At 69.7% G+C, this 26192-nt stretch carries 34 protein-coding genes and 1 tRNA gene; 14 read left to right on the top strand and 21 right to left on the bottom strand.

Annotated elements, in window-relative coordinates; translation table 11 throughout:
* Positions 1 to 241 precede the first annotated feature (241 nt).
* Genes ACFY1E_RS08760 through ACFY1E_RS08770 form a run of 3 tightly spaced genes read right to left on the bottom strand, consistent with a single transcriptional unit; the run spans position 242 to position 1046 of the window.
* Positions 242 to 427 (bottom strand): hypothetical protein, encoded by a 186-nt coding sequence (locus ACFY1E_RS08760; protein WP_389073034.1) that lies wholly within the window; start codon positions 425 to 427, stop codon positions 242 to 244.
* Positions 424 to 654, bottom strand: coding sequence for a hypothetical protein (locus ACFY1E_RS08765; RefSeq protein WP_389073036.1), 231 nt, complete (start codon positions 652 to 654; stop codon positions 424 to 426). Before ACFY1E_RS08765 ends, ACFY1E_RS08760 begins: the two co-directional genes overlap by 4 nt.
* The gene (locus ACFY1E_RS08770) at positions 651 to 1046 is read right to left on the bottom strand and encodes a DUF6415 family natural product biosynthesis protein (RefSeq protein WP_389073038.1); all 396 of its coding nucleotides are present in this window, start codon (positions 1044 to 1046) and stop codon (positions 651 to 653) included. Before ACFY1E_RS08770 ends, ACFY1E_RS08765 begins: the two co-directional genes overlap by 4 nt.
* A gap of 230 nt (positions 1047 to 1276) precedes the next feature.
* On the opposite strand from ACFY1E_RS08770, the gene ACFY1E_RS08775 reads away from it, so the two are divergent.
* The 3 genes from ACFY1E_RS08775 to ACFY1E_RS08785 are packed head-to-tail and all read left to right on the top strand — an operon-like array spanning position 1277 to position 2911.
* Entirely contained in the window at positions 1277 to 1537 is a 261-nt protein-coding gene (locus tag ACFY1E_RS08775) for a hypothetical protein (protein ID WP_389073041.1), read from the top strand.
* Entirely contained in the window at positions 1509 to 2036 is a 528-nt protein-coding gene (locus ACFY1E_RS08780; protein ID WP_389073043.1) for a DUF6879 family protein, read from the top strand. The genes ACFY1E_RS08775 and ACFY1E_RS08780 overlap by 29 nt, the downstream gene beginning before the upstream one ends.
* A gap of 23 nt (positions 2037 to 2059) precedes the next feature.
* Complete coding sequence (locus ACFY1E_RS08785; RefSeq protein ID WP_389073046.1) at positions 2060 to 2911, top strand: helix-turn-helix domain-containing protein; 852 nt, start codon at positions 2060 to 2062, stop codon at positions 2909 to 2911.
* 62 nt (positions 2912 to 2973) lie between these two features.
* Here ACFY1E_RS08785 and ACFY1E_RS08790 read toward each other — a convergent pair whose 3' ends face one another.
* Both ACFY1E_RS08790 and ACFY1E_RS08795 read right to left on the bottom strand, forming a co-directional pair.
* Entirely contained in the window at positions 2974 to 3552 is a 579-nt protein-coding gene (locus tag ACFY1E_RS08790) for a hypothetical protein (RefSeq protein ID WP_389073048.1), read from the bottom strand.
* A gap of 143 nt (positions 3553 to 3695) precedes the next feature.
* Positions 3696 to 4250: a hypothetical protein gene (locus ACFY1E_RS08795; RefSeq protein ID WP_389073049.1), complete on the bottom strand. Its 555-nt coding sequence runs from the start codon at positions 4248 to 4250 to the stop codon at positions 3696 to 3698.
* A gap of 207 nt (positions 4251 to 4457) precedes the next feature.
* On the opposite strand from ACFY1E_RS08795, the gene ACFY1E_RS08800 reads away from it, so the two are divergent.
* Positions 4458 to 5396 (top strand): hypothetical protein, encoded by a 939-nt coding sequence (locus ACFY1E_RS08800; protein ID WP_389073051.1) that lies wholly within the window; start codon positions 4458 to 4460, stop codon positions 5394 to 5396.
* 80 nt (positions 5397 to 5476) lie between these two features.
* On the opposite strand, the gene ACFY1E_RS08805 is transcribed toward ACFY1E_RS08800, so the two are convergent.
* From ACFY1E_RS08805 to ACFY1E_RS08865, 13 genes are all read right to left on the bottom strand, one after another.
* Positions 5477 to 5854 (bottom strand): hypothetical protein, encoded by a 378-nt coding sequence (locus ACFY1E_RS08805; RefSeq protein ID WP_389073054.1) that lies wholly within the window; start codon positions 5852 to 5854, stop codon positions 5477 to 5479.
* A gap of 439 nt (positions 5855 to 6293) precedes the next feature.
* The gene (locus ACFY1E_RS08810; RefSeq protein WP_389073056.1) at positions 6294 to 8414 is read right to left on the bottom strand and encodes a cell division protein FtsK; all 2121 of its coding nucleotides are present in this window, start codon (positions 8412 to 8414) and stop codon (positions 6294 to 6296) included.
* 85 nt (positions 8415 to 8499) lie between these two features.
* Positions 8500 to 8676, bottom strand: coding sequence for a DUF6257 family protein (locus ACFY1E_RS08815; RefSeq protein ID WP_389073058.1), 177 nt, complete (start codon positions 8674 to 8676; stop codon positions 8500 to 8502).
* Between the two features lie 3 nt (positions 8677 to 8679).
* Positions 8680 to 8895, bottom strand: a complete 216-nt coding sequence (locus tag ACFY1E_RS08820) for a hypothetical protein (protein ID WP_389073060.1) — start codon at positions 8893 to 8895, stop codon at positions 8680 to 8682.
* Between the two features lie 14 nt (positions 8896 to 8909).
* Positions 8910 to 9101, bottom strand: coding sequence for a hypothetical protein (locus ACFY1E_RS08825; RefSeq protein ID WP_389073063.1), 192 nt, complete (start codon positions 9099 to 9101; stop codon positions 8910 to 8912).
* A 15-nt stretch (positions 9102 to 9116) separates the two neighbouring features.
* Positions 9117 to 9308: a hypothetical protein gene (locus tag ACFY1E_RS08830; RefSeq protein ID WP_389073065.1), complete on the bottom strand. Its 192-nt coding sequence runs from the start codon at positions 9306 to 9308 to the stop codon at positions 9117 to 9119.
* Position 9309: 1 nt separating this feature from the next.
* On the bottom strand, positions 9310 to 9636 hold the full coding sequence (locus ACFY1E_RS08835; protein ID WP_389073067.1) for a hypothetical protein: 327 nt from the start codon (positions 9634 to 9636) through the stop codon (positions 9310 to 9312).
* Positions 9633 to 9806, bottom strand: coding sequence for a hypothetical protein (locus tag ACFY1E_RS08840; protein ID WP_389073070.1), 174 nt, complete (start codon positions 9804 to 9806; stop codon positions 9633 to 9635). The genes ACFY1E_RS08835 and ACFY1E_RS08840 overlap by 4 nt, the downstream gene beginning before the upstream one ends.
* Positions 9806 to 10939, bottom strand: a complete 1134-nt coding sequence (locus tag ACFY1E_RS08845) for a hypothetical protein (protein ID WP_389073072.1) — start codon at positions 10937 to 10939, stop codon at positions 9806 to 9808. Before ACFY1E_RS08845 ends, ACFY1E_RS08840 begins: the two co-directional genes overlap by 1 nt.
* Positions 10936 to 11190 carry a hypothetical protein gene (locus tag ACFY1E_RS08850; protein WP_389073075.1) on the bottom strand — a complete coding sequence of 85 codons (255 nt, stop codon included), beginning with the start codon at positions 11188 to 11190 and terminating at the stop codon, positions 10936 to 10938. Before ACFY1E_RS08850 ends, ACFY1E_RS08845 begins: the two co-directional genes overlap by 4 nt.
* Positions 11187 to 11555, bottom strand: a complete 369-nt coding sequence (locus tag ACFY1E_RS08855; RefSeq protein ID WP_389073077.1) for a DUF6907 domain-containing protein — start codon at positions 11553 to 11555, stop codon at positions 11187 to 11189. Before ACFY1E_RS08855 ends, ACFY1E_RS08850 begins: the two co-directional genes overlap by 4 nt.
* Positions 11552 to 12055, bottom strand: coding sequence for a hypothetical protein (locus tag ACFY1E_RS08860; RefSeq protein WP_389073080.1), 504 nt, complete (start codon positions 12053 to 12055; stop codon positions 11552 to 11554). Before ACFY1E_RS08860 ends, ACFY1E_RS08855 begins: the two co-directional genes overlap by 4 nt.
* 113 nt (positions 12056 to 12168) lie before the next feature.
* Positions 12169 to 12561: a hypothetical protein gene (locus tag ACFY1E_RS08865; protein ID WP_389073082.1), complete on the bottom strand. Its 393-nt coding sequence runs from the start codon at positions 12559 to 12561 to the stop codon at positions 12169 to 12171.
* A 215-nt stretch (positions 12562 to 12776) separates the two neighbouring features.
* Between ACFY1E_RS08865 and ACFY1E_RS08870 the strand changes: the two genes are divergently transcribed.
* Together ACFY1E_RS08870 and ACFY1E_RS08875 are read left to right on the top strand one after the other, a co-directional pair.
* Entirely contained in the window at positions 12777 to 13004 is a 228-nt protein-coding gene (locus ACFY1E_RS08870) for a hypothetical protein (protein WP_389073085.1), read from the top strand.
* Positions 13005 to 13709: 705 nt separating this feature from the next.
* Positions 13710 to 13782 (top strand) — tRNA-Arg (locus ACFY1E_RS08875).
* Between the two features lie 459 nt (positions 13783 to 14241).
* Here the strand turns inward: ACFY1E_RS08875 and ACFY1E_RS08880 are convergent.
* Together ACFY1E_RS08880 and ACFY1E_RS08885 are read right to left on the bottom strand one after the other, a co-directional pair.
* Complete coding sequence (locus ACFY1E_RS08880; protein ID WP_389073087.1) at positions 14242 to 14490, bottom strand: hypothetical protein; 249 nt, start codon at positions 14488 to 14490, stop codon at positions 14242 to 14244.
* Positions 14491 to 14834: 344 nt separating this feature from the next.
* Complete coding sequence (locus tag ACFY1E_RS08885; RefSeq protein ID WP_351477588.1) at positions 14835 to 15311, bottom strand: MarR family transcriptional regulator; 477 nt, start codon at positions 15309 to 15311, stop codon at positions 14835 to 14837.
* 127 nt (positions 15312 to 15438) lie between these two features.
* Here ACFY1E_RS08885 and ACFY1E_RS08890 point away from each other — a divergent pair, with 127 nt between their 5' ends.
* Positions 15439 to 15831: an HGxxPAAW family protein gene (locus ACFY1E_RS08890; protein ID WP_389073089.1), complete on the top strand. Its 393-nt coding sequence runs from the start codon at positions 15439 to 15441 to the stop codon at positions 15829 to 15831.
* An 81-nt stretch (positions 15832 to 15912) separates the two neighbouring features.
* Positions 15913 to 16797, top strand: a complete 885-nt coding sequence (locus ACFY1E_RS08895) for a DUF2797 domain-containing protein (RefSeq protein ID WP_389073092.1) — start codon at positions 15913 to 15915, stop codon at positions 16795 to 16797.
* A 258-nt stretch (positions 16798 to 17055) separates the two neighbouring features.
* Here ACFY1E_RS08895 and ACFY1E_RS08900 read toward each other — a convergent pair whose 3' ends face one another.
* On the bottom strand, positions 17056 to 17244 hold the full coding sequence (locus tag ACFY1E_RS08900; RefSeq protein WP_389073094.1) for a hypothetical protein: 189 nt from the start codon (positions 17242 to 17244) through the stop codon (positions 17056 to 17058).
* 477 nt (positions 17245 to 17721) lie between these two features.
* On the opposite strand from ACFY1E_RS08900, the gene ACFY1E_RS08905 reads away from it, so the two are divergent.
* The 6 genes from ACFY1E_RS08905 (at position 17722) to ACFY1E_RS08930 (ending at position 26109) form a co-directional block, all read left to right on the top strand.
* Entirely contained in the window at positions 17722 to 18462 is a 741-nt protein-coding gene (locus ACFY1E_RS08905; protein WP_311736776.1) for a response regulator transcription factor, read from the top strand.
* Positions 18459 to 20069 (top strand): ATP-binding protein, encoded by a 1611-nt coding sequence (locus ACFY1E_RS08910; RefSeq protein WP_389073096.1) that lies wholly within the window; start codon positions 18459 to 18461, stop codon positions 20067 to 20069. Before ACFY1E_RS08905 ends, ACFY1E_RS08910 begins: the two co-directional genes overlap by 4 nt.
* A 14-nt stretch (positions 20070 to 20083) precedes the next feature.
* Positions 20084 to 21574 carry a glycosyltransferase gene (locus tag ACFY1E_RS08915; protein ID WP_389073098.1) on the top strand — a complete coding sequence of 497 codons (1491 nt, stop codon included), beginning with the start codon at positions 20084 to 20086 and terminating at the stop codon, positions 21572 to 21574.
* A 2-nt stretch (positions 21575 to 21576) separates the two neighbouring features.
* Positions 21577 to 23739: a glycosyltransferase family 39 protein gene (locus tag ACFY1E_RS08920; RefSeq protein ID WP_389073100.1), complete on the top strand. Its 2163-nt coding sequence runs from the start codon at positions 21577 to 21579 to the stop codon at positions 23737 to 23739.
* Positions 23740 to 23810: 71 nt separating this feature from the next.
* Complete coding sequence (locus ACFY1E_RS08925) at positions 23811 to 25226, top strand: MFS transporter (RefSeq protein WP_389073101.1); 1416 nt, start codon at positions 23811 to 23813, stop codon at positions 25224 to 25226.
* A 127-nt stretch (positions 25227 to 25353) separates the two neighbouring features.
* Positions 25354 to 26109, top strand: coding sequence for a TetR/AcrR family transcriptional regulator (locus ACFY1E_RS08930; protein WP_389073104.1), 756 nt, complete (start codon positions 25354 to 25356; stop codon positions 26107 to 26109).
* Positions 26110 to 26192: the final 83 nt, after the last annotated feature.

The following is a 26192-nucleotide window of genomic DNA, read 5'->3' on the forward strand; positions in this document are numbered from 1 at the left end:
TCTGACCGAAGTCAGAGCCCTGGACGACGCATTCCGGCGGACACACGTACACCAGCCCGTCGTCCAGCCCGTACGGGCGGACACTGATACGCCCGTCGCGGGTCACGTTGCCCGAGTCTGGCAGGACCAGAACGGGCGAGTAGGGAAGCTGAGCGGCCGCCCCCGACGGGGGACGGGGACGGGGCCGCCGCGTTGTCCCGCTGCCGGCTCCGTCGGCGCAGAGTCGGCAGCGGGGGCCTCGTCAGGGCCACTCGGTGTGCGCGTACACGTCCTTGTGCCTGCCCAAGGTGTGCGGCGGCCAGGTGCAGCGTCCGGGGCCGTGCGGGTTCCGGGTCCAGCAGTAGCCGGCCGCGCGGCCGGCCGTCAGGGACGCCTGTTCTCCGCGCGGCTTGTCGGTGTCGGCTCGGCGTTCGGTGGACGAGGTCACGGGGTGCCTCCTGGCGTGTTGGGCTGCCGCGTGGCGTGGTGGATCAGGATGCGCGCCAGCACCCGGATCGGGGCAGGGTCCGGCACGACGAGGTCGGCGTGATCGCGGTGCGCCCATACGTCCCAGCCGGGCCCGGACATGGCCTCTTCGTGGCCGAGGTAGACCGCATCATCCGAGTCAGTGATCGGCTCGTCGCAGGCCCGGCAGATGTGCAGTACGGCCGTCACGATGCAGCCCTGCTCAGCTTCTCGTAGTGGTCGCACAGAGCATTCAGGGACCGGGCCAGGCGGCGGGCGTAGGCGACCGCCCCGTGCGGGCCGGGGCCGGCCTCGGCGCGCAGTTTCCCGTGCGCTTCTCCGACGCAGGCCAGCGCGCAGTACCTCGGGATGCTGTCCTTGTGGAGTCTCGCGGCCACCTGCTCGACCTCGGGGGCGAGCAGCGCCAAGTGCCCTCGCAAGGTGGTGGTGAGCGAATCCAGCTCGGCGGGGGGCGGCGGCAGAACGTCAGGCGCTCCGTCCGGGCCGAGCAGCAGACACACGCTCTCCCTCATTACCTCAACGTCCGGCGGGGCCTGGTCCTGCTCTTCGGCCGTCGGCGGATGCGTGGTACTCATTGCCATGTCGGCGCTCCTCTGCAGCGTTGGCCACGCCCCGGGAGGTAGCCGCCTCGCCGGGGTTACTTATGGCAGTCGACGCTACGAGCGTGTTGTGCGGTGCCTCCACTAATGTTCACGAATGTTCACAGCGGTCTGATTCTGCAGTTCATGGCCGAGACTGCCCCCTTGACCAGTTACCCCAGTCGATCGACGGTGGTGTACATCCGTGAACACCACCAGCGTCGGAGGCGACGATGTCACTACGGTTCATCGGGATCGACCCCAACACGGGCACAGGAGAGAGCCCCACCGTGTGGCTCGACGACAGCAAGAACGAACTGGTCATCCAGGGATGGAAGCCGGACCAGGCACTCGAAGCGGAATGCGCCGCGTTCGAGGTGCCCGGGCACGCGGTAGGCATCCCCGACCACGAGGCAGTTGTCCGGATCCCGGCACGCATGGTGCCGGTCCTGAGGGAGGCGTGCGATGCCGCAGAGCGTGCCCAGCTTCGATGAGCTGCTGGACGGCGCCCGGCGCTCCGCCGTCCACCTGGAGATGCGGGACTCCTACGGCGTGGCCAGCGAGGCCGACGACTTCGCCCGCTGGAAGGACACGGGGGAACGGGACACCGACCCCGGATCGGCGTACTGGGCTTCATGGGTGGCGCTGATCCGCCGCACGGTGGCCCGCGGGGTCGTCGTGCGCCGGGCAAGGATCGTGTCAGAGCCGGTCAGCGACTACATCCGGTACGAACATGCGGCCACCCAGGTCAACGTGGACGCGGGCGAACTGGTGCGGTGGCTGCCGCGCCGGCGCGCGTCGGACATAGCGCTTCCCGGCAACGACTTCTGGCTGATCGACGACCGGCTGATCCGTTGGAACCACTTCACCGGCGACGGCGCATCCGGAGGCGGGGAGATCAGCGAAGATCCGGCCGCGGCGAAGCTGTGCGCCGAGGCATTCGAAGCCGTGTGGGCGCGAGCCGTCCCGCACACCGACTACAAGATCAGCTAGCGCGGAAGGTGCACGGCCAGCTCATGCCCATGTCCCCATCCTCCTCGGCCCAGGCCGCACGCGAACGGGTCGCGAAGCGGCTCCGAGACCTGCGCGCCGATGCGGGCCTCACCGGGAGTGAGCTGGCCGAGCGCTGCGGCTGGACGCATCCAAAGACGTCCCGCCTTGAGAACGCGCGCACACCACCCACACCGGACGACATCCGCCGCTGGTGCACCGCATGCGACGCCGCCGACCAGGCCCCGGACATCATCGCCCAGTCCCGGGACGCCGAGTCGCTGTACAGCGAGTGGCGGCGCAAGGTCCGCGCCGGGCTGAAGCGCCTGCAGGACAGCTACGTCGACCTGTACCAGGCAACGGAGTTGTTCCGGATCTACTCGCCCACCCTCGTGCCCGGCCTGCTGCAGACCGAGGGCTACGCGCGCGCCCTGCTGTCCGCCAACGCCCGGATGCTCGGCATCCCTGACGACTCCGACCAGGCTGCGGCCGCACGCGTCGAGCGCTCGAAGGTCATTCACGAGCCTGGGCACCGGTTCGTCATGCTCATCGAGGAGGGGGTTCTCCGTTACCAGCTGGGCGACAGCGATGCGATGGCCGCGCAGCTCGGCTACCTTCTCACGGCTGGGGCGCTGCCGTCGGTGTCACTGGGCATCATCCCCAGCGCGACCCCGGAGCGTGCTCTGTGGCCGCAGGAGCTGTTCCACGTGTACGACGACACTCTCGTCTCGGTGGAGTTGCTCTCAGCCCGTGTCCGCGTCACCCAGCCCTCCGAGATTGCGCTCTACCTGAGCGCGTTCCAGCAGCTGCGGAGCATGGCCGTCTACGGGGCTGAGGCGCGGGCGCTGATCGTGAAGGCCATCGACGCGCTGCACTGACCCCAGACACGGCGAAACCCCCAGACGGTACGTCACGGCCGTACTGGGGGGGGCTTTCCCCGCTACGCCTTCGGGACCGTCCACTCCGTCGGTGTGGCGAGCCCGGGAGGCGAGTACAGCACCGACGCAGGTCGCTTCCCCTCCGGCACAGGGAACACCAGCTTCCCGCGCGCGCACTTGCCTTCGGTCACCGTGACCTGCACGGGGAACTCAGGCTTCGGGAAATCGTCGTACGTGCTGCTCGACGGATCAATACGGCTGCCGTCGCTGTAGTACAGCGTCCAGCTGGTGTTGTCGTCGCTGTACGAGCCCTGCGTGACGCACAGCTTCAGGTCCGCGTACGCCCACACATAGCCGGACTGGCCGGCTTCCTCGCTGGCGCTCCCGACGGACGTGACGCCCTGCTTGTAGCCGAGGACGGTGACCGTGCCGTCGAAGGTGCTGGCGTTGCCCTCGCTGCTCTCGAACTCCCACGGCTGGCCGAAGGCATAGGTGGCCGAGGACGCCGACGGTGCGGCGGACCCGGGTGACGATGCAGCCGTCTTGGTGACGGTGACCGTAGGCGCTGGCTTGGCGTCGTTACTGCTGCATGCGGTGGCGCCGAGCAGCAGGACGGCGGCGACGGTCGTGCGGGTGCGCATGGATTCCCCCCGAGGTAACGGCTGAAAGGGCATCATGCGCGCCGTCGGGGCACCGTGCGGACGGTGTGTCCAGGTTGTGACTGTTGATGCCACTCGCCCGCTGGCCCGGACACACGAATGCACAGAGCGGCGCACAACAGTCCTCATGCCCGATGCTCAGGAAGCGAGGCCGTCAGGTAGATCTCGCGGATACGGGCAGCGATGGCAGCGTGTGCCTCGTCGAGCAGCATGATGGCCTCAGCGAACCGCCGTTCGGCTACTTGCGGGTCGCTTCGATGCATGCTGCTGGGCACGTTCGCAGCGCTGTGGGCCTGCGTCACCCGCTCGCGAAGCTCGTCGTCGAGCACGAGGAGCCGCAACATGTGCACGTCCCGATTGGCCTGGCGGAACTCTTCAGCGACCCCTTCCCCAATCAGGGTGCCCGCGTAGACACCGGTCTGGCGCGATGTCCTCATGTCGGCGTCGTGGGCCTGCCCAGCTGCGCGGCCGAGCTTGTGCAGGGCTTCGTTGAGGCGCTCAAGGTGGTCGAGTTCGAAGGTCTCGCGCCTATCGGTGATGACCTTGTCCCGCTCGGCCTGACGGGCTTTGATCTCGCGGGCGAGCTGGCGTCTCTCGGTAACGAAGTCGCGGAGGTAGGCAGAGGCCCCGCCGAGTATGAACGTGGCGACGGGCCAGACCGCGGTGAACCACTTTGGCATGCCGCGCAGACTACGACGAGGCTCACGAAGACGGGACCTCCAACCGCATAGGGGATGCGGTTAGAGGGGTTATGACCTGCTCGTTTCGCGACGGATGGCACGCCATTGGCACTACTCTCGGCCCGGGCCGCAGCCTCTGTGAAGCAACGACGGCATAACGGAATATTGGTATGACACAAGGAATACCGGACGCCTACCGTGCTGCTCATGAACGACGTCATGCCCGAGGGCGAGGCCATACGGCTCTTCACGGTGCCGATCACCGACGACCTCGCCGAGGAAGCGGTCGCAATCCTGACGCGGTTCCGTGAACTCGCCGATAGCGCACTGCGCGTGGAGGATACCGAGGCGTTCCATCAGAACACCGACTCCCTCTTCTGGAAGGAAGTCGCGGAGCTCGACGGGCTCGGCGAACCACTGCGCTCCGAACGCCGTAGGCTGCACGGCTTGCTCATCGAGACGGCGAACCTCACGAAGGACAACGCGTTGGACCACGTGCGGGCCCTCGAGCACGACATCGTCATGCAGCCGCCCCCCGTCTGGTCGCCACTCACCCTCAGCCGTGTCGTCCTGGAGGGGGTGCTCTTCTCCGAGTACCTCATCGATCCCACCATCCCTCTGAACCGGCGCCTGGCCCGCCTGGCGGGGATGTGGCGGACCGATGCCACCTACGCGCTCAAGCAGGCCGAGGCCCATGGGCAGGAGCCAGCGGAGGCTGGTCAAATGCTCGCGTACGTCGAGGACGCTCTGCAGAAGTGTCAGGCCGTGGAGCGGCATGACAGGCGGGGGAAGGTCAGCGGATACAGCTTCGGCAGTGAGTCCGCAGCGTTGGACATCAACATCACCGAGCGCGCTACCAAGGTCATGCCGGACTGGCTGCCAGCGCCATATCGCCTGACCTCGGGGGCGTCGCACAACCGGCCGTGGATGATCGGGCGGGCCAAGGACCTGGCCGGCGGCGACGGTTTGGCTGGGGAGGCGGCCACGGTGATGGCGGCTGTGATGACGGTCCTCGGCTCCATCGAGGTCGTCATCGGCGCCTTCGGGGAGTACTTCGGCGTGGACGTGAGCGAGGAGTTGGAGCAGATGGAGGAGGAGCGGGTCGCGTTTTTGTACAGGGCGATCGCCATCGCGCACGGGTCGTAACCCGTACACGACGGAGCCCCGCTGCCCGCATGTTCAGTGCGGGAGCAGCGGGGCGTTGACGTGCGGTGAGGGAGGCGGAGTCAAAACCCGCGCGGCACCTCGCGGTTCAGGTGCGCGGCGATCGGCGCCCATCCGCCTTCCGGCGTCATGCCGAGCTCGGCGAGCTCCGCGCCGAACGCGTCGATTACCGCGCCGTGCGTGATCCGGCCGACGCCTCCGGGCACCGGCTTGCCGCGCAGGATGGCGCAGACCGTGCCGATCAGGTTTGTGACCTCGTCTCGGTGCCCGTTCTCCCACAGCCAGACGATCGCCTCGCACACCTTCGTGCTGGGGCGCAGACCGTCGGCCCGGTGTTCGATCGTGGCGGCCTCGTACTGGCCGAGTCCGTACAGGGCGGTGGCCAGGATGTCGGCGGGCACAGCTAAGTGTCCGTACGGGACAGGCGGCTTGCTGCTCATGCGCATGCTCCTTCGTGTCAGGTGATCTGTTGGACGCTGCCCTTCGGGAGCACGGTCGATGCGTCAGCGCGCGCCAGCCGCGTGGGTACGCCGCCACGCGTTGTGAAGTCGCCGGCCGACGCGCAGCCGAAGCTTGTGGTCGTGGCAGCGCGGGCACATCCGCTGCTTCCCGAACCGCTCGATCTGGCCGAGGCCGCGGCACTTGCGGCACGGAGCGAACGGCTTAACGGCGCACAACACTGCGTAACCGCCAAGCCAGATGATCAGTGCAGCCATCGCAAGCCACATGGGTCTCTCTCCCCCTCGAATCCTGGGTGTTTCCCGTTTCCTGGGGCCCCTGCTGCTAGGCGCTAGGTAACAGGTCAGGGACATGTTTCGGTGCTAGCGGAGGTGCTAGGCCTAGCGTCTGGGGGTGCTAGGCCTAGCACTCGCGCGTGGACTACGCCGCGGCCCGATCTGCGTCACGGCGAGTGATGGCGGCGAGGACGTCGGCGCGCTTGATGCCGCGCTTCGTGGTGCCCTTGCCGTCCTCGCTGGTGGCCCACACGTCTGCCGTGGCGACACCCCACGGCTTCAGTGCGGGGGCGACGCTGGCGGTCGTCCACGCGCCGTACACGTCCGGCCAGCCCTCGGCGAGGCGGGCCGCGATGCGCTCGCACCACAGTTGCTCCTCGTCGTCGTGAAACACCTTGGCGACGTCGCCGAGGACGTCCATGCCGCGGCTCTCGCTCGGGCCCTGGCCGATCGCGTGCCCGGTCACATTGCCGTACGCCTCGCGCAGCTGGCGTGCGCGCACGACGACCAGCTCGGCACCGGGGGCGTCGACGAACGCGGACGCGACGATAAGCGGGTCGTCGCCCTCGCCGGACATCCAGCAGATACCGCGGTCGGAGCGGCTGAACATGGTGGCGCGGATGCCGGCCTTGTAGGCGCCGGTGCCGAGGACCATGTCGTTGGCGGTGTGGCCCATCACCTTCAAGCAGAACCGCAGGACCGCGTTCGCGCTGATGCCGGACGGGAGGCTCTTGGCGTCCGGGCGCTGCGTGGCGAACATGCCGATGATGCCGAGGGCCGGGCCGCGCTTGGCGAGGTCTGTCGCGATGGACTCCAGCTCGGCGCCGTACTTCTCGTGCTCGAAGGGGACTTGGCACTCGTCGAACCCGACGACGATCGGGTGCAGGCCGAGGCTCTTGTCGTTGGCCAGGGCCGGAGTCACCTTCGACTCGGGGCAGCGGGACTTGGGCAGGCTGCGAATCACCTTCGCGCGGCGGCGCAGCTCCTCCTTCAGCTCCCGCATCGCATGCAGCACGTACAGGAGATCCTCGTCGTCCTCGCCGGACCGGTAGCGGTGCATGACCGGTTCGAGGGGGCCGAGGTCGCCGGTGCCCTTGAAGTCGAAGCCGTACAGCTCGGCGCGCGGGTCGAGGGCGGCGATGAGCAGCAGCAGCCTGAGCAGGAACGTCTTCCCCATCCTGGGGATGGAGCCGATCACCACGGAGGCGAACATGAGGGTGACGACGATGTCCCGCATGCGCTGGTCGTTGCCGAACACGACCGGCTTGAAGAGGTCGACCTCGCCGTCCTTCAGCAGCGGCCACGGCGGCTTCGTTGTCTCGTTCATGGGCTTGTCGCCCACCCACAGGATCAGGCGTCCCTCGTGCTCGTCGGGGTCGCCGGACGGCCACACGCAGCCGAGCTTGCGGCGCAGGCCGGAGGCGAGGGCCTGGCGCTCTTCCATGACGTCCTCGGGGACGACGCCGTACGGCAGGTCGAGGTCCGCCCGGTAGCCGGGGCCGTCGCGGGTGATCTCGGAGGTGAAGCGCATGCCGTTCATGTCGCCGCCCTTCTTCACGGCGGCGGAGATCTTCGCGTTGCCGATGGAGTCGAGGGCCCGCAGCACGATCGTGCCGGTGAGCTTCTGCAGCTCGGTGCGCATCACGGCCGGCCCGATGACGGGGGCGTCGGGCTGCTGGCCGAAGTAGCCGAGGGTGAGCACACCCCCCGCGGCGAACGCGTACAGGAACTCGGGGGCCATGACGTACAGCCACAGGGCGAAGCCGAGGCCGAACACGCAGGCCACGACGGTGACGAGGCCGCGGAGGCGTACCCGGTTGCCGCGGAGGCGGGCGAGGGACATGTATTCGGTGACGTCCTCGGTGCGTACGGCGTAGTCGCGGAGCGGTGCGGCCTCGCGGTCCCATAGCCACCGGTTCGTCGAGGTGACCAGGCGGGCCGCGCCTCGTGGCGCCATCATCGTGAGCTGCGCGGCGTACCAGGGGGAGCGCAGCCCGTGGTAGGCGGTGGCGTACCAGGCGTGGCCTGCGGCGCGCTCGACGGTTGCCACGAGGTCGCGGCGGGAGCGCAGCCACGGGGCGATGATCGGGCGCCGCTTCTCCGTCGTCACGCCGGGGGCGGGAAGCTGGGGATTGTCGACGGGAATGGGTGCGGCCTGTTCGGGCTGCTCACTGGGGTTTTCCCGGGATCCCGGAAGAACCTGTTCGGTGGTCGGCTCGGGCGGTTTGGTGATGTCGACGGTGGTGCGAGCGATGGTGTCCGTCATGCTGTTCTTCCTTGCTCCTTGCGAGGGGTACAGGGGCCCGGGGGCGGCCGTTGACTTGGCGGTTGGGGCCGTCCCCGGGGCGTGGCTACTTGCCGTTCTTGCGCTTCTCGGCCTGCTTCTCGATGCGCCTGACCTTGTTCTGCAGGTCGCTCAGGTCGACCGTGGGGCCAGCAATGCCGCGCTTGGCCATGCGGGCGTGCAGGGCGACCAGGCGAAGCTGCTCGCCGCGGGTGAAGTCGGAAAAGCTGAGGTCATCGGCCATGGGTCAGGCCTCCGGCTTCGTGTCGCTGGTCTCGGGCATGGCGGCGGCGATTGCGGCGTGGGTGCGGGCGATGTCCGCCCACAGTGCGCCGGCCGCGGCGAGCGGGGCGACCTTGTGCGGGTAGTCGGGGTGGGTGGCGTACCGCTCGGCGTCTCCGGCGAGCCGTTCGGCCCGGGTGACGGCGGTGTCGGCCAGCTTCAGGTGCTGTTCGCGGTTCACGGGGTTCCTCCTGGTCAGTCGATCGGGCGGAGTTCGCTGGTCTCGCACAGGACGTCGGCGATCCAGAAGGCGTCGACCTTGACGGTCAAGCGGCCCTGGGTGAGCTCGCCGGGCGGCGCCTCGTCGACGATCCAGCCGGTCCTGCCGGCCGCTCGCTTGTCGTCGGCGCACGAGATGATCTGGACCTTGTGGCGTTTCTTCGCCATGGCTCTCCTTCTTCGTCAGCTGCGGCCTGGGTAGCTGTGTCCGGTGGGCGGGTACGGGTCGGTGACGACGTCGCTGACGAGGCCGTCCATCACGACCTCGGCGAAGTCGGAGTCCTCGGTCTCGAAGGCGGCGTCTCCGGCGTCGAGGAGTCGGCGGGTGCGGTTGTTGTCGTCGGCCGGGGTCTCGGTCCTGCGGAAGAAGCCCATGTCAGCGGCCCTTCTGGACGTCGCGCCAGATCGAGCGGAGAACGAGGGCGAGGATCGCGACCGCGATTCCACCGATGGCGATGGCGATCGACGCGAACGCGATCCCGACGCCGCCGACGCAGACCGCGCAGCTGATGGCCAGCCACTCACCCGCGCGGCGGCCGGACTTGTGCGCGTGGTCGCAGGCGTGCGGGTGGGTGGTCTGCTGCTGAGCGCTGATGGTCTTGGCGAGTTCGACGGCGGCGAGGGCGACCTGTACGGCGGCGGTGTCCGTCGAGGCCTCTCTCACCGCGGCCTCGGCCTTGTCCAGCGGGCTGGGCTCGGTCATCGCGTCCACCTGGCGATCCGGGGCATGTACGGGCGGGCGGCGAGGCCGAGCCCGAAGGCGACGAGCAGAGGCTTGGACAGGATCGCCACGGCGGCCGCCAGGACGATCGCGAGGAGCGACGGGTACAGAAGCAGCAGCCCGAGCAGGGCACCGAGGATCAGCCAGCGCATCACGCGTATCCGCCTTCCATGGGCTTGGCCGGAGACTCCGGCTCGGTCTTCTTCGCGGCCCTCGACAGGGCCGTACGGACGTAGGGCTCGGTCACGACCAGGCGGCGGTGACGCTCGACGTGCTCGACGATGTCCCGCGGTTTCGCGTCCGGTCCGAGGGCTGATGCGGCCTCGATCACCGCGGCCTCCAACGTGACCGGCTCCAACTCGCCGATGGGTGGGGTGACCTGTTGATGCGCGGGCGCATCAGGTCGCTCGACGGTGTACTCGGGCGGCTCCTGGCCGAGGACCAGGGCCACGGCCACGGCGTCCACGGGAACCCCGTAGGTGCCGAGCAGATGCGCGAGCTCGGCCGGAGGCGCATCAGGTCGTGCGTCGTGCGCGAGCCGGATGGCGTCGGCCGGGTCCATGTCGGCGAAGCGAGCGCGCAGCACCTCCGTGGCAGAGGTCGGCCGGGACGGTGTGGACGGTGCCGCCGGAGCGTCCGCGGGCGCTGCGCCGTACATGCCGGCGAGGGCCGCATCAGCCCCCTCGCGGACGCGGAGGCGCTGCACGTCGACCAGACCGGCGCCGAGCTCGGCGTCGCCCACACCCACGTAGCGGGCGATCCGCCAGTACCGGCGCACCGCGAGCTTGCGCCGCCACTCGCCGGGGTGCCCGTCGGCGACGGCCCGGTTGAACGCCAACTGCCGGGCGACGTCCGCGTTGCGGCGCATCACCTCTGCGTCCACCCCCGTGCGGTAGACGACGATCGACCGGGCGATGAACCCGAGGCCCTCGGCCGCGCCGGACATGGCCAGCGGGGTGACCGCGTACACGGCCGCCTCACGGGTGCCGTTGGCGATGGACAGCCCGATACCGCTGGCGGACAGTGGGGCGAGCCACATGCCGCCGCGTACGACGGCCGGGGCTGCCATGCCGAGCATCGTGCGGCCGAGCATGACGAGGGCGAGGATCAGGGTGAGGCCCTCGCCCGCGGCGACGACGCCGCCGGCGGTCGCCGCGCGGTGGAAGGCGGACACGGCGTTGGTGTAGGTGCCGGCGGCGCCGAAGCCTCCGACGACGAGCATCGCGACGGCGGCCGTGCCGAGCACGATGCCCTGTCCCCACGTGAGTTCTCTGGTGCTGGTCACTGCTGGCCGTCCTCATGGAACGTGGCGTATTCGCCTGGCGGATAGACGTAGTTGGACAGGGCGCCCTCGGCGGCCACGGCAGCAGCGCCGAGGCCGGCGATCGCCGCGGCGGCCGCGGTGTGCCCGTGCTGGGATGCCGTCTGCGCGAGGACCGAGGCGGCCTGGGTGGCGCGGCGCGCGCCTGCCGGGTCGCCGTCGCTGGTGGTGGCCGCGCTGTAGACGGCGTCTCGGATGCGGTCTCGGAGGCTCACCGGCCGGTCTCCCTGTCGATGACGAGCGCCAGGTCGCGGCTGAGGGCGCGCAGTCGGGCGGCGGCCTCGACTAGGCCGTCGGCCAGCTGCTCGACCTCGGCCGGGGTGTGCGTGCCGTCGAGGTCGGCGAACTCGACGTACAGGCCGACGCTCGCGTCGGTGGCGGTGAACGGGGTCTGCGTGAGGAACGCGCGGAGGACCTCACGACCGCCGGGCGCGACGACTTGCTCCGGCCCGTTGTGGGCCAGGTCGACCTTGTATTGGGCGTGAGCGTCGTGGGTGCCGGCGCACCAATCGGGCTCGTCGATCTCAAGCGCCTGATGGACGAGGACGAGGACGGTCGCGGTGCGGGGGTCGGTGCTCACGGGCGCTCACCCCTGGCGCGGGCCTCGGCACGGCTGAGCTGGTCGTCACGCGTGCGCGGGCTGTCGACCCACGGGAACGGGCGGATACCGTCCGCGGCCTTGAAGACACGGATCGCCGCGCCTCCGGGGGCGTCGAGCAGCGAGTACACGCGGCCGCCGTCGAGGGAGGCGAGGAGGCGGGCGCCGTGGTGCTCACAGCCGTCCGCGCCCGCGTTCGTGGCGTCCAGCACGGTGACGACGGCCGGGCCACGGCAGGGCGTCGGGTCGTCAGGGTGAGCGGCCGGGCAGCGGGCGGGCTCAGCAGCGAGAGCGCGCAGCAGGATGCGCAGGGCCTCGCTGAGGCCGCCGTGCGCTTGGGCGTAGTCGAAGATGTCGCCGCTGTCCACGGTGCCGTAGAGGCGGAGCATCTCCTGACCGACGCGGATGGCGACGGACAGATCGTTGGGCTCGGTCGAGGGTGTTGCCGCGGAGGTTCCGCCGTTGAGCTTGGTGCGGTTCATGCTCTGGCTCCTGTCTCGCCCCGCGCCCGCTCCTGGTGCGAGCTGGCGGGGCGATGGGGGGGAGCCGCCCGGGGTGGTCTCCCCACCGGCCCCGGGCGGCTGTCTTGGGGCGGCTACGCGGCGGCCGTGAAGGCGGCGATGCGGGCGGCGGCGACGACGTACTCGGCCTTGCGGGGCCGGTAGGCGGCGACGAGGCTGGCGACCTGGCCGAGGGTGTAGCGGCCGACCGTGTGAGTGCGGTGGGCGCGGCCTCCGGCGACGGTGCGGCGGGTGCGGGCGGTCGAGGCCGGGGTGACACCGAGGCGCTTGGCGACCGTGCGCAGACCGTTGGCGCAGCCGGTCGCGGCGGTCTTCTCGACGCCGGCCGCAATGGCGACGGTCGCGAGGGAACGAGGGCGGCGGTGGCACGAGGCGGCGAGCCGGGTCGCGGCGGAGCGTCGGCGGAGCTCGGAGCGCAGGACTCGGCGTGTGGCACGGCGCTCGCAGCGGATGGCAGACTTCTGCATCAGCGGTCTCCTGGTCTAGTCAGGTAGGTCCGTCAGGCCCTCGGATCGGTGCTCCAACACCGGCCGGGGGCCGCTTGCGTTGTCGGCTGGTCTCCCTTGCCGACAACCCCACTCTAGGGAACATCGTGTTCCCTCGTCAAGCGTTGTACGCATGGACATTGAGCCGATTTTGAGTAACCTCATGTTCCATGACGACTGATGGAACACTATGTGTCATGGATAAGCGATCACTGACGCAGATGGCTCAGCGGTTCAGGGACGCCGAGCAGCGAGCCGAGATCCTGCGGCAGGAACTCGCGGCGGCGATCAGGCAGGCCGACGCGGACGGCGTGGCACAGAAGGACATCTGTGAGGCCACGGGGTACACGCGCCAGCAGGTGCGGCGCATCGTGCTGGCCGGCGTGGGCGAGCCGGGCGGCGAAGGGCAGACCGAGAGTGACTGACGGGTACACCTTGTCAACGTCGAGCGGCCAAAGTTCCCGGCGCTGCAGCACGCCCGGAACGCCGGCGGCGGAGGCGGCCGCGGCGGACCCGAACGCCGACTACTGGACCATTGCGGACGTCGCCAAGTACTGGGGTGTGAGCGAGCAGACCATCCGGTCGTACCGCTCGCGCGGCCGCGGCGAACTCCCCGAGCCCGACAAAGTGTTCAGTCGCTCGCCCGTATGGAAGCCAGCCACGATCATTGGCTTTCCGCGGCTCGGACAGGGCTTCCGGACGGACCTATGTTGACGTCCGCGGACGCCCGCCGGACGTGCCTCCGTGATGGCACTCCGATGGCACCAAGAGGGCGATACGCCATCCGACGAGGGTCAACCCCCTCGGATGGCGGATCGGCTGCGACCTGCGGCGGAGCGTCTTCGCAGGTCGGGGCCCGTCGCCATCAGACGAACCCCAACACACTGCTAATGCGGTTTGGGCCTTAAAGCCCATCGAGGGTTCAAATCCCTCCGCCTCCGCGCATGATCACCGAAGCCCCGGTCCGAGCGACCGGGGCTTCGTCGTTCCCAGAACTGCCAGAAGAGGCGTTTCCGCAGGTCACAAGGGGTGCGGCAAACGGATTTCACATGGCGGCGGCAGTCATGTAATGTTCTTCCTGTCGCCGCGAGCGGGCCGAAAGGACCAGGACCGGCGGGAAAACAGAACAAGCACTCGTAGCTTAACGGATAGAGCATCTGACTACGGATCAGAAGGTTGCAGGTTCGAATCCTGCCGAGTGCACACAGGTGAGAGGCCCCGGAGAGATCCGGGGCCTCTTGCGTTTCGGGGGCGTACAGCAGCGGGGTACAGCAACGAGCTCCGGCGGGACGGAGTCCGAGCGCGGCGCGTGTCTCTTCCGCGGTGCAGGATCTGTCGTCCCGGCCGCTGGATGTGGTGATCCACGCGGCGGCCGGCACGCTCCTTGCCGGCGTGGCGGGGGCGCTGTTCCTGAGGGCCAGGTCCCGCCGTGGGAACCCCGCCTGACTGGGCGCGCACGATCGGGAGATGACTGCCGGTCTGCGGACTTCTGCCAAGGGCGGTACGGGACTTGACGCACAGATGAGAGGCCCCGGAAAGATCCGGGGCCTCTTGAGTTTCAGGGGGTGGTGGCCCGTGGGCCAGACAGCGCCCGGCGCCCGGAGCTGTGCTCCGGGCGCCGAGACCCAAGTCGGTCAGCTACGTGACGCGATCAGTAACCACCTAGTCGCAGGTACTGGATCCGACGTGGTTGTTCTGGCCGCCCGCGTTGCCCTCGCCATTGAGCGCATTGCCCAGGAGGCCGTTGAGCAGTCCGACCTGACCGAGGATGTCGATGTTCAGGTCGTGGGACCTGCACCCGCCGCCTTCATGCATGAGGTTCGCGGGCTGGGCGGTGGCGGTGCCGGTGGCTATGAGAGTGAAGCTGCCGAGGATGGCGGCCGCGACAGCGGCCTTCTGAAGCTTGCGCATGACTCCTCCTTGGGTCGAATGAGCGCAACATCAAAGATCCACTAAGCGCTCATTTGGGAGGCTAATCCGATATGTTCCGCCGCGCTCTTCGGGGCTGGCATACGGGGTCAATCACGCGCAATCGGGGGAACCGAGCGGCGTCGCCTCGGCCGTCGACGGGCCCGAATCCTGTTGGTTTCACACGTATTTGAGGCCCCGAAGGATTTCGGGCCCCCGTGGTCGTCGCGATCTGACACCGACACAGATGGACGAGTTCGAGCGGCGGCAGCCAGGCCGCGGAAGGCTTCGGTGGCGCGCGGGCGCGCTCGGCGTGCAGCGGGAGGCCGGGCCGCTACGGGCCCGGCTCAGTCCGTTCGGCAGTGCTCTTCCAGGTATCCGGCCGCCAGGGCGCTCGCGCGGGTGAACCAGTCGGTCAGGACGGCGATTTCGTCGGGGGAGTAGTCGGCGAAGAGCTCGTTCAGGCGGGCGTAGTACGGCTCGTAGACCTCGCGGACGCGGGCCTCCGCGTCCGGCAGGGCGGCCACGCGCACCCGGCGGCGGTCCGTCGGGTCGGGGCGGCGGGTGACGTAGCCGGCGCGTTCCAGACGGTTGAGGATCCCGGTGACCGCGCCCGTGGTGACGTGGGCGCGGGCTGCCAGGTCGCCTGCCGTGAGCAGGTTCTCGCCGGCCTCGATGACGTAGGCGAAGCAGGTCAGGTCGGTGACGTTCAGGCCGATCTGCTGGGCCATCTCCTGCTGGCCGATCAGGCTGGTCGCGATGAGGTGGTCCATTGCCGACAGCGCCTGGGCCGGGGTGGCGGTCGGGCGCGGCTTGGCTTGCATGTCGGATTCCCTGATTCCCTTAGATCGTGAGAGGTTTATGAGATAAATTTCTTAGGAGGTGAGGGATCTGGCGGACGTGCCGTCTGGTCGCTGTACGGATCCCGTTCGTCCTCGGGGAGGCGGGTACATGAGCGCACACCAGTATGACGAGGGGCACACGGTCGCGGGCTGGACCGGGTTCGCGGTCGCGAGCGCGGGGGCCGTGGTGCTGGGGCTCGGGGTGTGTACGGCCTCGGCGATCGCCCTGGCCGGAGGGCTCGGCATCGTGGTCGTGAGCATCCTGGTGACCTGGGTGCTGCACCTTGCGGGGTGGGGCAAGCCGGCGGGGCGGCGGCCCAGGGAGCAGTGGGGATGGCGGGTACGGGATCTGGCGGCGCGGGAGGGGCATCCCGGGTGCGTCGGCTGCCGGCTGGCCGGGCGCGGGCGGGGAGCAGGTCGTACGGCGGAGTCGTACGGCGCGGTGGTCGCGGCCGGCGGCGGGGAGCCGGAGCCTGCTGCCGTCGCCGAGTCAGGGCGTTGAACCGGCTGCACCAGGGCGCCGACCTGCTCGAATTCCCTCGTTGCGGCCCCTTGTCAGTGCCGCCCTCTACTCTCGAAGGCAATGGCACAGGCATGGAGATGCTCGGGGCTGCGATGGGCGGCAGGCGGTCCCGTGCTGGCATGGGACGGCGGGCGGCGCTCGGCGCTGACCTGGGGGAAAAGGGTGGCCTTCGGGGTCGCGGACGGGGGTGTGCGGACATGTGTGGGCGCGCGTGGACATGCGTGTCCGGTACGGGCGGTCGTGCCGGGGCGGAGTACGGGGGCGCGGTGCGAGGAGTGCGCGCGGCTGGACCGGGCGCACTCGGTGGCCGCCGACACGATCGCGGACGACCCGCGGCCGTACCACGTGTATCTGGCGTGGTTCGGGCCCGGCATGGTCAAGGTCGGGATCACGGCGGAGGAGCGGGGCTCCGCACGGCTGCTCGAGCAGGGTGCGGTGTGCTTCAGCTGGCTGGGGGTGGGGCCGCTGATGGCGGCGCGGCGCACCGAGGAGTTGCTGCGGGTCGCGCTCCAGGTGCCGGACCGGATTCCGTACGCCGAGAAGCGGGCAGCGCGGTCCCGGTTGCCGGTGGCGGAGGCGGAGCGGGCGGCAGAGGTCGAGGAGTTGCACGAGCGGGCGCTCGCACTCGACGGCTGGCCGGAGTCACTCGCCCGTGAGCCCTGCCAACCGGTCGATCACGCCGAGGTGTTCGGGCTCGCCGACCTGCCGGCCGCCGTCGGCGAGGTGACCGAGCTTGTCGCCGGCGGGGCGGTGAGCGGGCGGTTGGTTGCGGCGGCCGGGCCGGATCTGCATCTGGTGACCGGGCGGGGAGTCGTCGTGCTGGATACGCGGTTGATGCGCGGGTGGGAGTTGCTTCCTGCCGAGGGGCCTGTGGGAGAGGGCGAACTCACCCTCCCGATGAAGGAGTTCAAGCGTGGTCTCAGCGCGCAGGGCGGCTTGTTCTGAGTTGCCGGTCGAACCTCGACGGGCCGGTGTGCGGCGCTTACATCCAGGGCCTGCACCGGCTGCTGCGGAACCCTGCTGGAGCGCCCGGCGACAACCAACGTTTCAACAACCAAAACAAGCAGTGAATTAGCAAACCCAACAAATCTCTGGCACGGCATATTCGTGGAGTGAGTGTTGCGCATCAGGAAGGCAGAGGAGGAAATGACGGGCATAAAGCCCTCCTCCTCTGCCTGCCCCTATCTCACGCGGGGATAGGTGTCATGCACACTGGTTGCCGACGCCGTCGCAGTCGCCATCGTCCCCGCCGTGCCGATAGGCGATCGGGCTGGACTGGACCGTTGTGGCCTTCGTGGCGGTGTGAGTGACCGACGGCGCGGCCATCGCAGATCCGGCCGTGGCGGCGAGAGCGAAGCCAAGGGCGGCACCGATCGCGAGTATTCGTGACATGGATATCTCCAAGGCGTGTTTGGGGTGTTGCCTTCTTGTTCATCACTCTGCATACTCCTGCGGCAGGTTTCATCTCGGGCGCGGCCAATCGTGTGACCCCCGTGGAATCGTCCCGCCAGGGTCTCTTGGCTCTCTGGCAGGGCGCGCTGCCGTAGAGGCGAAGATGGAACTGAATTACGCGATGGCGTCGCACGGTTCGCGGGCCACGGCCAAGAATGCGGAGTGCGACCTCGACCACAGAGGGGGGCGGGGGCGTACGACCCGGCGAGTGAACTCCTCGATTCCGCTTGGGGGTTGCCGGCCCGGCATCCCCGGCTGCGGCTGAGGTCGGGCGACGAGTGGCTGCGGGTCGTCTGCCATGAGGTGCGGACAGGGCAGGAACTCCCAGGGACTGCCTGAGAGGTCCCTGTGCGTTTCTCAGGGAAATCACAGGTTGCCGAAAGGGTGCTCTCAGAGGATCCCGACAGTGTGGCCACCATGACCACGACCTCGCCCCAGGGGCGCACCGAACTGCTGAGGCCGGACGGGAGCCCCGTCCGAGTGCTTGTGGTGGACGACGAGATGTCGATCACCGAGCTGCTGTCCATGGCCCTTCGCTATGAGGGATGGCAGATCCGGAGCGCGGGGGATGGCACGGGTGCCATCCAGACCGCGCGGGAGTTCCGGCCCGACGCCGTCGTTCTCGACATGATGCTGCCGGACATGGACGGGCTGACGGTGCTCGGGCGGCTGCGCCGTGAGCTGCCCGACGTGCCGGTGCTGTTCCTGACCGCGAAGGACGCGGTCGAGGACCGGATCGCCGGTCTCACCGCCGGCGGCGACGACTACGTCACCAAGCCGTTCAGCCTGGAAGAGGTCGTGGCGCGGCTGCGGGGGCTGATCCGGCGTTCCGGTGCGGCCGACCGGCGGTCGGACTCCGTGCTCGTCGTGGGTGACCTGACCCTGGACGAGGACAGTCACGAGGTCAGCCGGGCCGGGGAGGGCATCCACCTCACCGCCACCGAGTTCGAGCTGCTGCGCTTCCTGATGCGCAACCCGCGGCGCGTGCTCAGCAAGGCGCAGATACTCGACCGGGTCTGGTCGTACGACTTCGGTGGGCAGGCCAATGTGGTCGAGCTCTACATCTCGTATCTGCGGCGCAAGATCGACGCCGGTCGTGAGCCGATGATCCACACCCGGCGGGGAGCCGGTTACCTGATCAAGCCTGCCGCGTCATGAGCGGACGGCGACGACCGCGCACGCAGAAGCGACGAGCGGGCCAGCCGCGCACCCTGCGGGCGCGGCTCGTCGTCGCTTCCGTGGTGCTGATCGCCGTGGTGTGTGCGGTGATCGGTACGGTGACGACGTTGGCGCTCAGGTCGCATCTGTACGGCCAGTTGGACGGGCAGCTGCGTGAGGCGACGGCGCGTGCGTCAGGTGTCTTCGCGCCTCCCGGTCTTGGCAAGGACGGGCCCGGCCAGGGCAATCAGCGGGGCCCGAATCGCAAGACGACCGATCTCAGCGACTTCGTCAAGCACGGCCCCGGCCAGCCCACCGGCACGATCGCGGCCACGGTCGTCAACGGCTCCGTCACCGACGGCAAGGTCGGCAAGAAGTCCTCGTCCACCTTCGACATGAGCGCCAAGGACCTCGACGACGTCCAGAAGACCGCCCTCAACCAGGTCTCCCAGGACGGCAACCCGCACACCGTGGACATTCCGGGGCTGGGCACGTACCGGGTCGAGTACAGGAGCGGCTACTACGTCGGCTTTCCCACAGCGGAAACCGACAGCACCATCAACACGCTGATCCTCGTCGAGATAAGCGTCACCGCCGCCGGCCTGGGCGCAGCCGTAATCGCCGGTTACGTCCTCGTAGGCGTCGCCACCCGCCCCCTCCGCCGCGTCGCCGCGACCGCCACCCGGGTCTCCGAACTCCCCCTGCACACCGGCGAGGTGAACCTCTCCGAGCGCGTCCCCGAGTCCGAGACCGATCCGCACACCGAGGTCGGGCAGGTCGGGGCCGCGCTCAACCGGATGCTGGACCATGTCCATGGCGCGCTGCACTCGCGGCAGCAGAGTGAGATGCGGGTGCGGCAGTTCGTCGCGGACGCCAGCCACGAGCTGCGCACTCCCCTGGCCTCCATCCGCGGGTACGCCGAGCTGACCAGACGCGGCAGGGAGCAGGTCGGCCCCGACACCCGGCACGCCCTCGGCCGCATCGAGTCCGAGGCGGGCCGGATGACGCTGCTCGTGGAAGATCTGCTGCTGCTCGCCCGGCTGGACGCCGGGCGGCCGCTGCAGTTCGAGCAGACCGACCTCATCCCGCTGGTCGTCGACACCGTCAGCGACTCCCGTGCGGCCGGCATGGACCACAACTGGCGGCTCGACCTGCCGGACGAGCCCGCCCTCGTGTCTGCGGACGCCGCACGGATCCAGCAGGTCCTCGTCAACCTGCTCGGCAACGCCCGCAAGCACACCCCGCCCGGTACGACGGTCACCGCCCGCGTGCAGCGGCGCGGCCCGTGGATGTGCGTGGACGTCGAGGACAACGGTCAGGGGATCCCGGCGGAGCTGCTGCCGCACGTCTTCGAGCGGTTCGCCCGCGGCGACTCCTCGCGCTCCCGTGCCTCCGGTTCGACGGGCCTCGGTCTGGCGATCGTGCAGGCCGTCGCGACCGCGCACGGCGGTGCCGTGACCGTGGACAGTGTTCCCGGACGCACGGTGTTCACCGTGCATCTGCCGGCGCTCGCCCCGGTGGTGCCCCGCCCTGCCCCCGAAACGAACTGGCAATCGCACTCACAGGCAGACCACAGTGCCACCACATGGGTGCGACAGGGCACTTGACCAGAGTCGTTTCCATGCGAACCGACTCTTCTCCCGGCACCCTGCCGGCGCGGGAGCACCTCCCGGCCGGCGACGCCGGTACGCCTGTCCTGGACGTAGTGATCCCCGTCTACAACGAGGAGAAGGACCTCCAGCCGTGTGTGCTGAGACTGCACGACCACCTCAAGCGCACGTTCCCGTACGCGTTCCGGATCACGATCGCGGACAACGCGTCGACCGACACCACCCCGCTGGTGGCGGCGCGGCTGGAGACGGAGATCCCCGAGGTCTCCAACTTCCGACTGGAGCAGAAGGGCCGCGGTCGCGCCCTGCGGACCGTGTGGTCCGCCTCCGAGGCGCCGATCCTCGCCTATATGGACGTGGACCTCTCCACCGACCTCAACGCACTGCTGCCCCTGGTGGCGCCGCTGATCTCCGGTCACTCGGACCTGGCGATCGGCTCCCGGCTGGCCCGCTCCTCCCGCGTGGTGCGCGGGCCCAAGCGGGAGTTCATCAGCCGGGCGTACAACCTGATCCTGCGCGGCTCGCTGCAGGCCCGCTTCTCCGACGCGCAGTGCGGCTTCAAGGCGATCCGGCGTGATGTCGCGCAGGTGCTGCTGCCGCTGGTCGAGGACACCGGCTGGTTCTTCGACACCGAGATGCTGGTCATCGCCGAGCGCGCGGGGCTCCGTATCCACGAGGTGCCCGTCGACTGGGTAGACGACCCCGACTCCACCGTCCACATCGTGAAGACGGCGACCGAGGACCTCAAGGGCGTGTGGCGGGTGGGCAAGGCGCTGGCCACCGGGTCGCTGCCGCTGGACCGGATCACCCGGCCGTTCGGCGACGACCCGCGCGACCGCGACATCCAGGACGTGCCGAAGGGGCTGGCCCGCCAGCTCGTCGGGTTCTGTGTCGTCGGCGGTCTGTCGACCCTCTTCTATCTCGTTCTCTACAGCCTCTTCCGGCAGTTCGGCGGCTCGCAGGTCGCCAACGCGCTGGCCCTGCTGGTCTCGGCCGTCGCCAATACGGCGGCCAACCGGCGCCTCACCTTCGGAGTGCGCGGCAGCGGCGGCGCCGTCCGGCACCAGGCGCAGGGCCTGGTCGTCTTCGGCATAGGCCTCGCGCTGACCAGCGGTTCGCTCGCCGCCCTGAACGCGGCGACCTCCGACCCCGGGCACTCCACCGAGCTGGCGGTGCTCGTCGCCGCCAACCTCGCGGCGACCGTGCTGCGCTTCCTGCTCTTCCGCGCCTGGGTGTTCTCCGACCGGCGGGACAGCGAGCCGTCCACCGTGCCGGCCTCGCACACGCCGGAGCACGGCCCCACCTCGCCGACGTACACCACGGCCCCCCAGTACACCCGGCACCAGCAGCCGTACCAGCCGCTCCCGCAGCGTCCGGTCGCGCAGCCGAACCCGTACCGGACCACCCAGTTCCGCGCCGGTGAAGTCGCGGACCAGCGCTGGGAGGACGCCACCCTGCATCTGCAGCCGGTGCGCCCGACCGACACCGACCCGAGGGACTGACCATGACCATGCACTACGACCGGACGACCCAGCCGGGTCCCTCCGCGTGGGGCCCGCCACCGGCGGCGACCACGGACGGGCCGGAGCCCGTTGCTCCGCAGGCCGCCCCGGCTCCCGGATCGGGCCGGCCCGAGCAGCCCTTCGTCCGCAGACTCCGGCGCGGCCGCCCCGAGGACCCCCGCTGGGTGCGCCCGGCCTTCCTCGGCCTGCTGCTCGCCACCGGCCTGCTCTACCTCTACAACCTGAGCGCCTCCGGTTACGCCAACTCCTTCTACTCGGCGGCCGTCCAGGCCGGGAGCAAGAGCTGGAAGGCGTTCTTCTTCGGCTCGCTGGACGCGGGCAACGCCATCACCGTCGACAAGCCCCCGGCCTCGCTGTGGCCGATGGAGCTGTCGGTCCGGATCTTCGGCCTCAACTCGTGGGCGATCCTCGTCCCCGAGGTCCTGATGGGCATGGCGACGGTCGCCGTCGTGTACGCGTCCGTGCGCCGCCGGTTCAGCCCCGCGGCCGGGCTGATCGCGGGCGCGGTGCTCGCGCTCACTCCCGTCGCGGCGCTGATGTTCCGGTTCAACAACCCGGACGCCATGCTGGCGCTGCTGATGTCGGTAGCCTGCTGCTTCGTGGTCCGGGCCGTGGAGGACGGCCGTACGAAGTGGCTGGTGTGGGCCGGTGTCGCGATCGGGTTCGCGTTCCTCGGCAAGACGCTGCAGGCCTTCCTCATCCTTCCGGCCCTTGCGATCGTCTACGCGGTCTGCGCGCCGGTGTCGCTCAAGAAGCGCCTCGGGCAGCTGGCCGCGGCGACGGCCGCGCTGGTGGTGGCCGGCGGCTGGTGGGTCGCGATCGTCGAGCTGTGGCCCGCCTCCTCCCGTCCGTACATCGGCGGCTCGCAGGACAACAGCTTCCTTTCGCTGACCTTCGGCTACAACGGCTTCGGGCGCCTGAGCGGCAACGAGACCGGCAGCGTCGGCGGCGGTGGCGGAGGCACCGGCATGTGGGGGGCGACCGGCTGGAACCGGATGTTCAACTCCGAGGTCGGCAGCCAGATCTCCTGGCTGCTGCCGGCCGCGCTGATCCTCCTCGTCGCGGGCCTGGTGGCCACGCGCAAGTACCGGCGGACCTCCGTGACCCGCGGTTCGTTCCTGGTCTGGGGCGGCTCGCTGCTCCTGACCATGGTGGTCTTCAGCTACATGGCGGGCATCTTCCACCAGTACTACACGGTGGCCCTGGCTCCCTACCTCGCCGCCGTGGTCGGCATGGGCTCCGCGCTCCTGTGGGAGAGGCGGCGCGAGACCTGGGCGTCCCTCACCCTCGCGGCCGCGGTCGTGGCGAGCGCCGCCTGGGGCTACGTACTCCTCAACCGGACCTCGGACTATCTGCCCTGGCTGAAGTACCTGGTCCTGGTCGGCGGCCTGGTCGCCGCGCTCGGCCTGATCTTCGCGGGCCGGATCAGCCGGCAGCTCGCCCTCGGCGCGGCCGCCCTGGGCATCCTGGCCTCGCTGGCCGGCCCGACCGCGTACACCTTGTCCACCGTGAACAGTGCGCACACCGGTTCCATCGTCACGGCGGGCCCGGCCGGCGCGAGCATGATGGGGGGCGGCCGGGGCGGCCCCGGCGGTGGTGGCCTGCGGGGCGGCTTCGGCGGCGGTGGCCTGCCGGGCCGGCAGAACCTGCAGAACGGCAACGGCAACACCCAGAACGGCAACGGCTTCCCGGGCGGCGGAACGAACCAGCAGGGCGGTATGCCCGGCGGTCGGACGGGCGGCGGTATGGGCGGCGGCGGTGGCGTCGGCGGCCTGCTGAACGGCGCGTCCGTCTCCTCCCAGGCCAAGAAGCTGCTGGAGGCGAACGCGTCCCAGTACACCTGGGTCGCGGCGGCCGTCGGCGCGCAGAACGCGGCGAGCTATCAGCTCTCCACCGGCGACCCGGTCATGGCGATCGGCGGCTTCAACGGCACCGACCCGTCGCCGACCCTCGCGCAGTTCAAGAAGTACGTGGAAGACGGCAGGATCCACTACTTCATCTCCGGCGGCACCGGCGGCGGCATGAGGGGCGGCAGCAGCAGCGGTACGTCTTCACAGATCACGTCGTGGGTCGAGAAGAACTTCAAGAAGGTGACGGTCGGTTCGTCGACCTTCTACGACCTGACGCAGAAGGCGAGCGGCTAGCAGTCGGCGGCCGACAGGGGGCGGGGAAAGGTGTTGTACACCGTATAGCGACCAGCTATACGGTGTATGGCATGTCTACGTCCCCGCAGAACCGGCCGCAGGGCCACCCCCGGCGCTGGCTGATCCTCGGTGTCATCTGTCTCGCCCAGCTCACCGTGCTACTCGACAACACCGTCCTGAACGTGGCGATCCCCTCCCTCACCAGGGAGTTGGGCGCGGCCACCTCCGACATCCAGTGGATGATCAACGCCTACTCGCTCGTCCAGTCCGGTCTGCTGCTCACGGCCGGCAGCGCAGCGGACCGCTACGGCCGAAAGAAGATGCTGGTCGCGGGCCTGGCCCTGTTCGGGGTCGGTTCGCTGACGGCCGGACTGGCGGGCAGCACAGGGCAGTTGATCGCCGCGCGGGCCGGCATGGGCGTGGGCGGTGCGCTGCTGCTGACCACGACTCTGGCCGTGGCGATGCAGATCTTCACGGCCGAGGAGCAACCGAAGGCCATCGGCATCTGGGCGGCGGTCAACGCGCTCGGTTTCGCGGCGGGCCCACTGCTCGGCGGGTTCATGCTGAACCACTTCTGGTGGGGAGCGGTCTTCCTGGTCAACCTGCCGGTGGTGGCGCTGGGGCTGATGGCGGTCGTGGCCCTGGTCCCGGAGTCCCGGAGTCCGCGCGGTGACCGCCCCGACCTCCTCGGCGCTCTGCTCTCCACGATCGGCATGGCCGCGCTGGTGTTCGCGATCATCTCCGGGCCGGAGCACGGGTGGACGTCGGGACGGGTCCTCGGCACGGCGGCCGTCGCCGTCCTGGTCCTGGCTGTCTTCGCGTACTGGGAGACCCGGATCCCGTACCCCATGCTCGACCTGCACTTCTTCAGGGACCGGCGGTTCACGGGTGCGGTCGCCGGTGCGGTGCTGATCACCTTCGGCATGGGCGGCGCGCTGTTCCTGCTCACCCAGCATCTGCAACTCGTACTGGGTTACGGCCCCTTGGAGGCCGGTCTGCGGACGGCGCCGCTCGCGTTGACGGTCGTCGCGCTGAACTTCTCGGGGCTGTCCGCGAAGTGGGCTGCCGGGCTCGGAACGCCGGTGTCCATTGCGCTGGGGATGGTGCTGATGGCGGGAGGGCTGGTGTCCATCGCGCTGCTGGACTCCGGGGGTTATGCGGGGACGCTGGTGGGGCTGTTGCTGATCGGTGGGGGCTGTGCGGTCGCCAACCCGGCGATGGCGCACGCCATCATGAGCGCGATTCCTCCGGAGAAGGCGGGGGTGGGGGCCGGGATCAACGGGACCTTGGCGGAGTTCGGGAACGGGCTGGGGGTTGCGGTGCTCGGGGCGGTGCTCAGCTCCCGGGTGCCGTCGGCAGGGCTGGCCGCGGGGTTGCAGACGGGGCAGTTGGTGGGAGCGGTGGCGGTACTGCTGGGTGGGTTCGTGGCGGCGGCGTTGCTGCGGCGGGCTGAGCGGGCAGACTCGGGGGTGGTGGTCGCCCGGTAGCTCGGGTGGCCCGGTGGTCGTCTGCGCTCACGCGGCGGAGCCGCATGTCGACGCAGTCCCGCGCCCCTTGCGGCGGCTGCCGTCTGGCATCGTGATCAATGAAACGTAGCTCGAGGAAGGTGCGCCAATGGTGAGGGCAGCCGAGCGGGCGGCGCGGACCAGTGTGTGGCTGGAGGGCAAGGTCCGCCGGGGCGGTCGTGGCGGGCAGCCGTCGGGGCTCGACCGGGACCGGATCACCGAGGTGACCGTCCGCCTGCTCGACGCGGAGGGGCTGGCCAAGTTCTCCATGCGCCGGCTGGCGGCCGAGCTGAACGTCACCGCGATGTCCGTCTACTGGTACGTCGACACCAAGGACGACCTCCTCGAACTCGCCCTGGACGCGGCCTTCGGCGAGATGGCCCTGCCGGAGCCGGACGCCGACGAGGACTGGCGCGAGCAGCTGCGCGCGCTGGCCAGGGAGTACCGCTCGCTGCTGGTCCGCCATCCCTGGCTGTCGCCGCTGGCCGGTACCTTCCTCAACATCGGCCCGAACAACCTGGCCTTCGCCCGTGTCGTGCAACGGGTCATCCGCCGTACCGGACTGCCCACGCACGGCCTGGCGGCGGCCATCTCGTCCGTCTTCCAGTTCGTGTACGGCTTCGGCACGATCGAGGGCCACTTCAACGCCCGCAGCGCCGACTTCGGCATGACCCCGGACGAGTACTTCAAGCACGCCATGAGCGCGGTGACGCAGGACCCGCAGGCCGCCGAGGTCGTCAAGGAGTCCGAGGACATCATGGCGGCCCGCGGCGGCGACACCGTGCACGAGATGTGGGAGCGGGACTTCGACTTCGCCCTGGACCTGCTGGTGGCGGGCATCGAGGCGATGGTGGCCCGGGGCTGACGCGTTACTCCCCGGAAGCCAGCCGTGCCGGGAAGCCGCCGGTGGCCACCGGGCCCCGCCTCTTCCTTCTGCGCCCCTCGCGC

The sequence above is a fragment of the Streptomyces sp. NPDC001604 genome, from assembly GCF_042893475.1.
Taxonomy (GTDB): domain Bacteria; phylum Actinomycetota; class Actinomycetes; order Streptomycetales; family Streptomycetaceae; genus Streptomyces.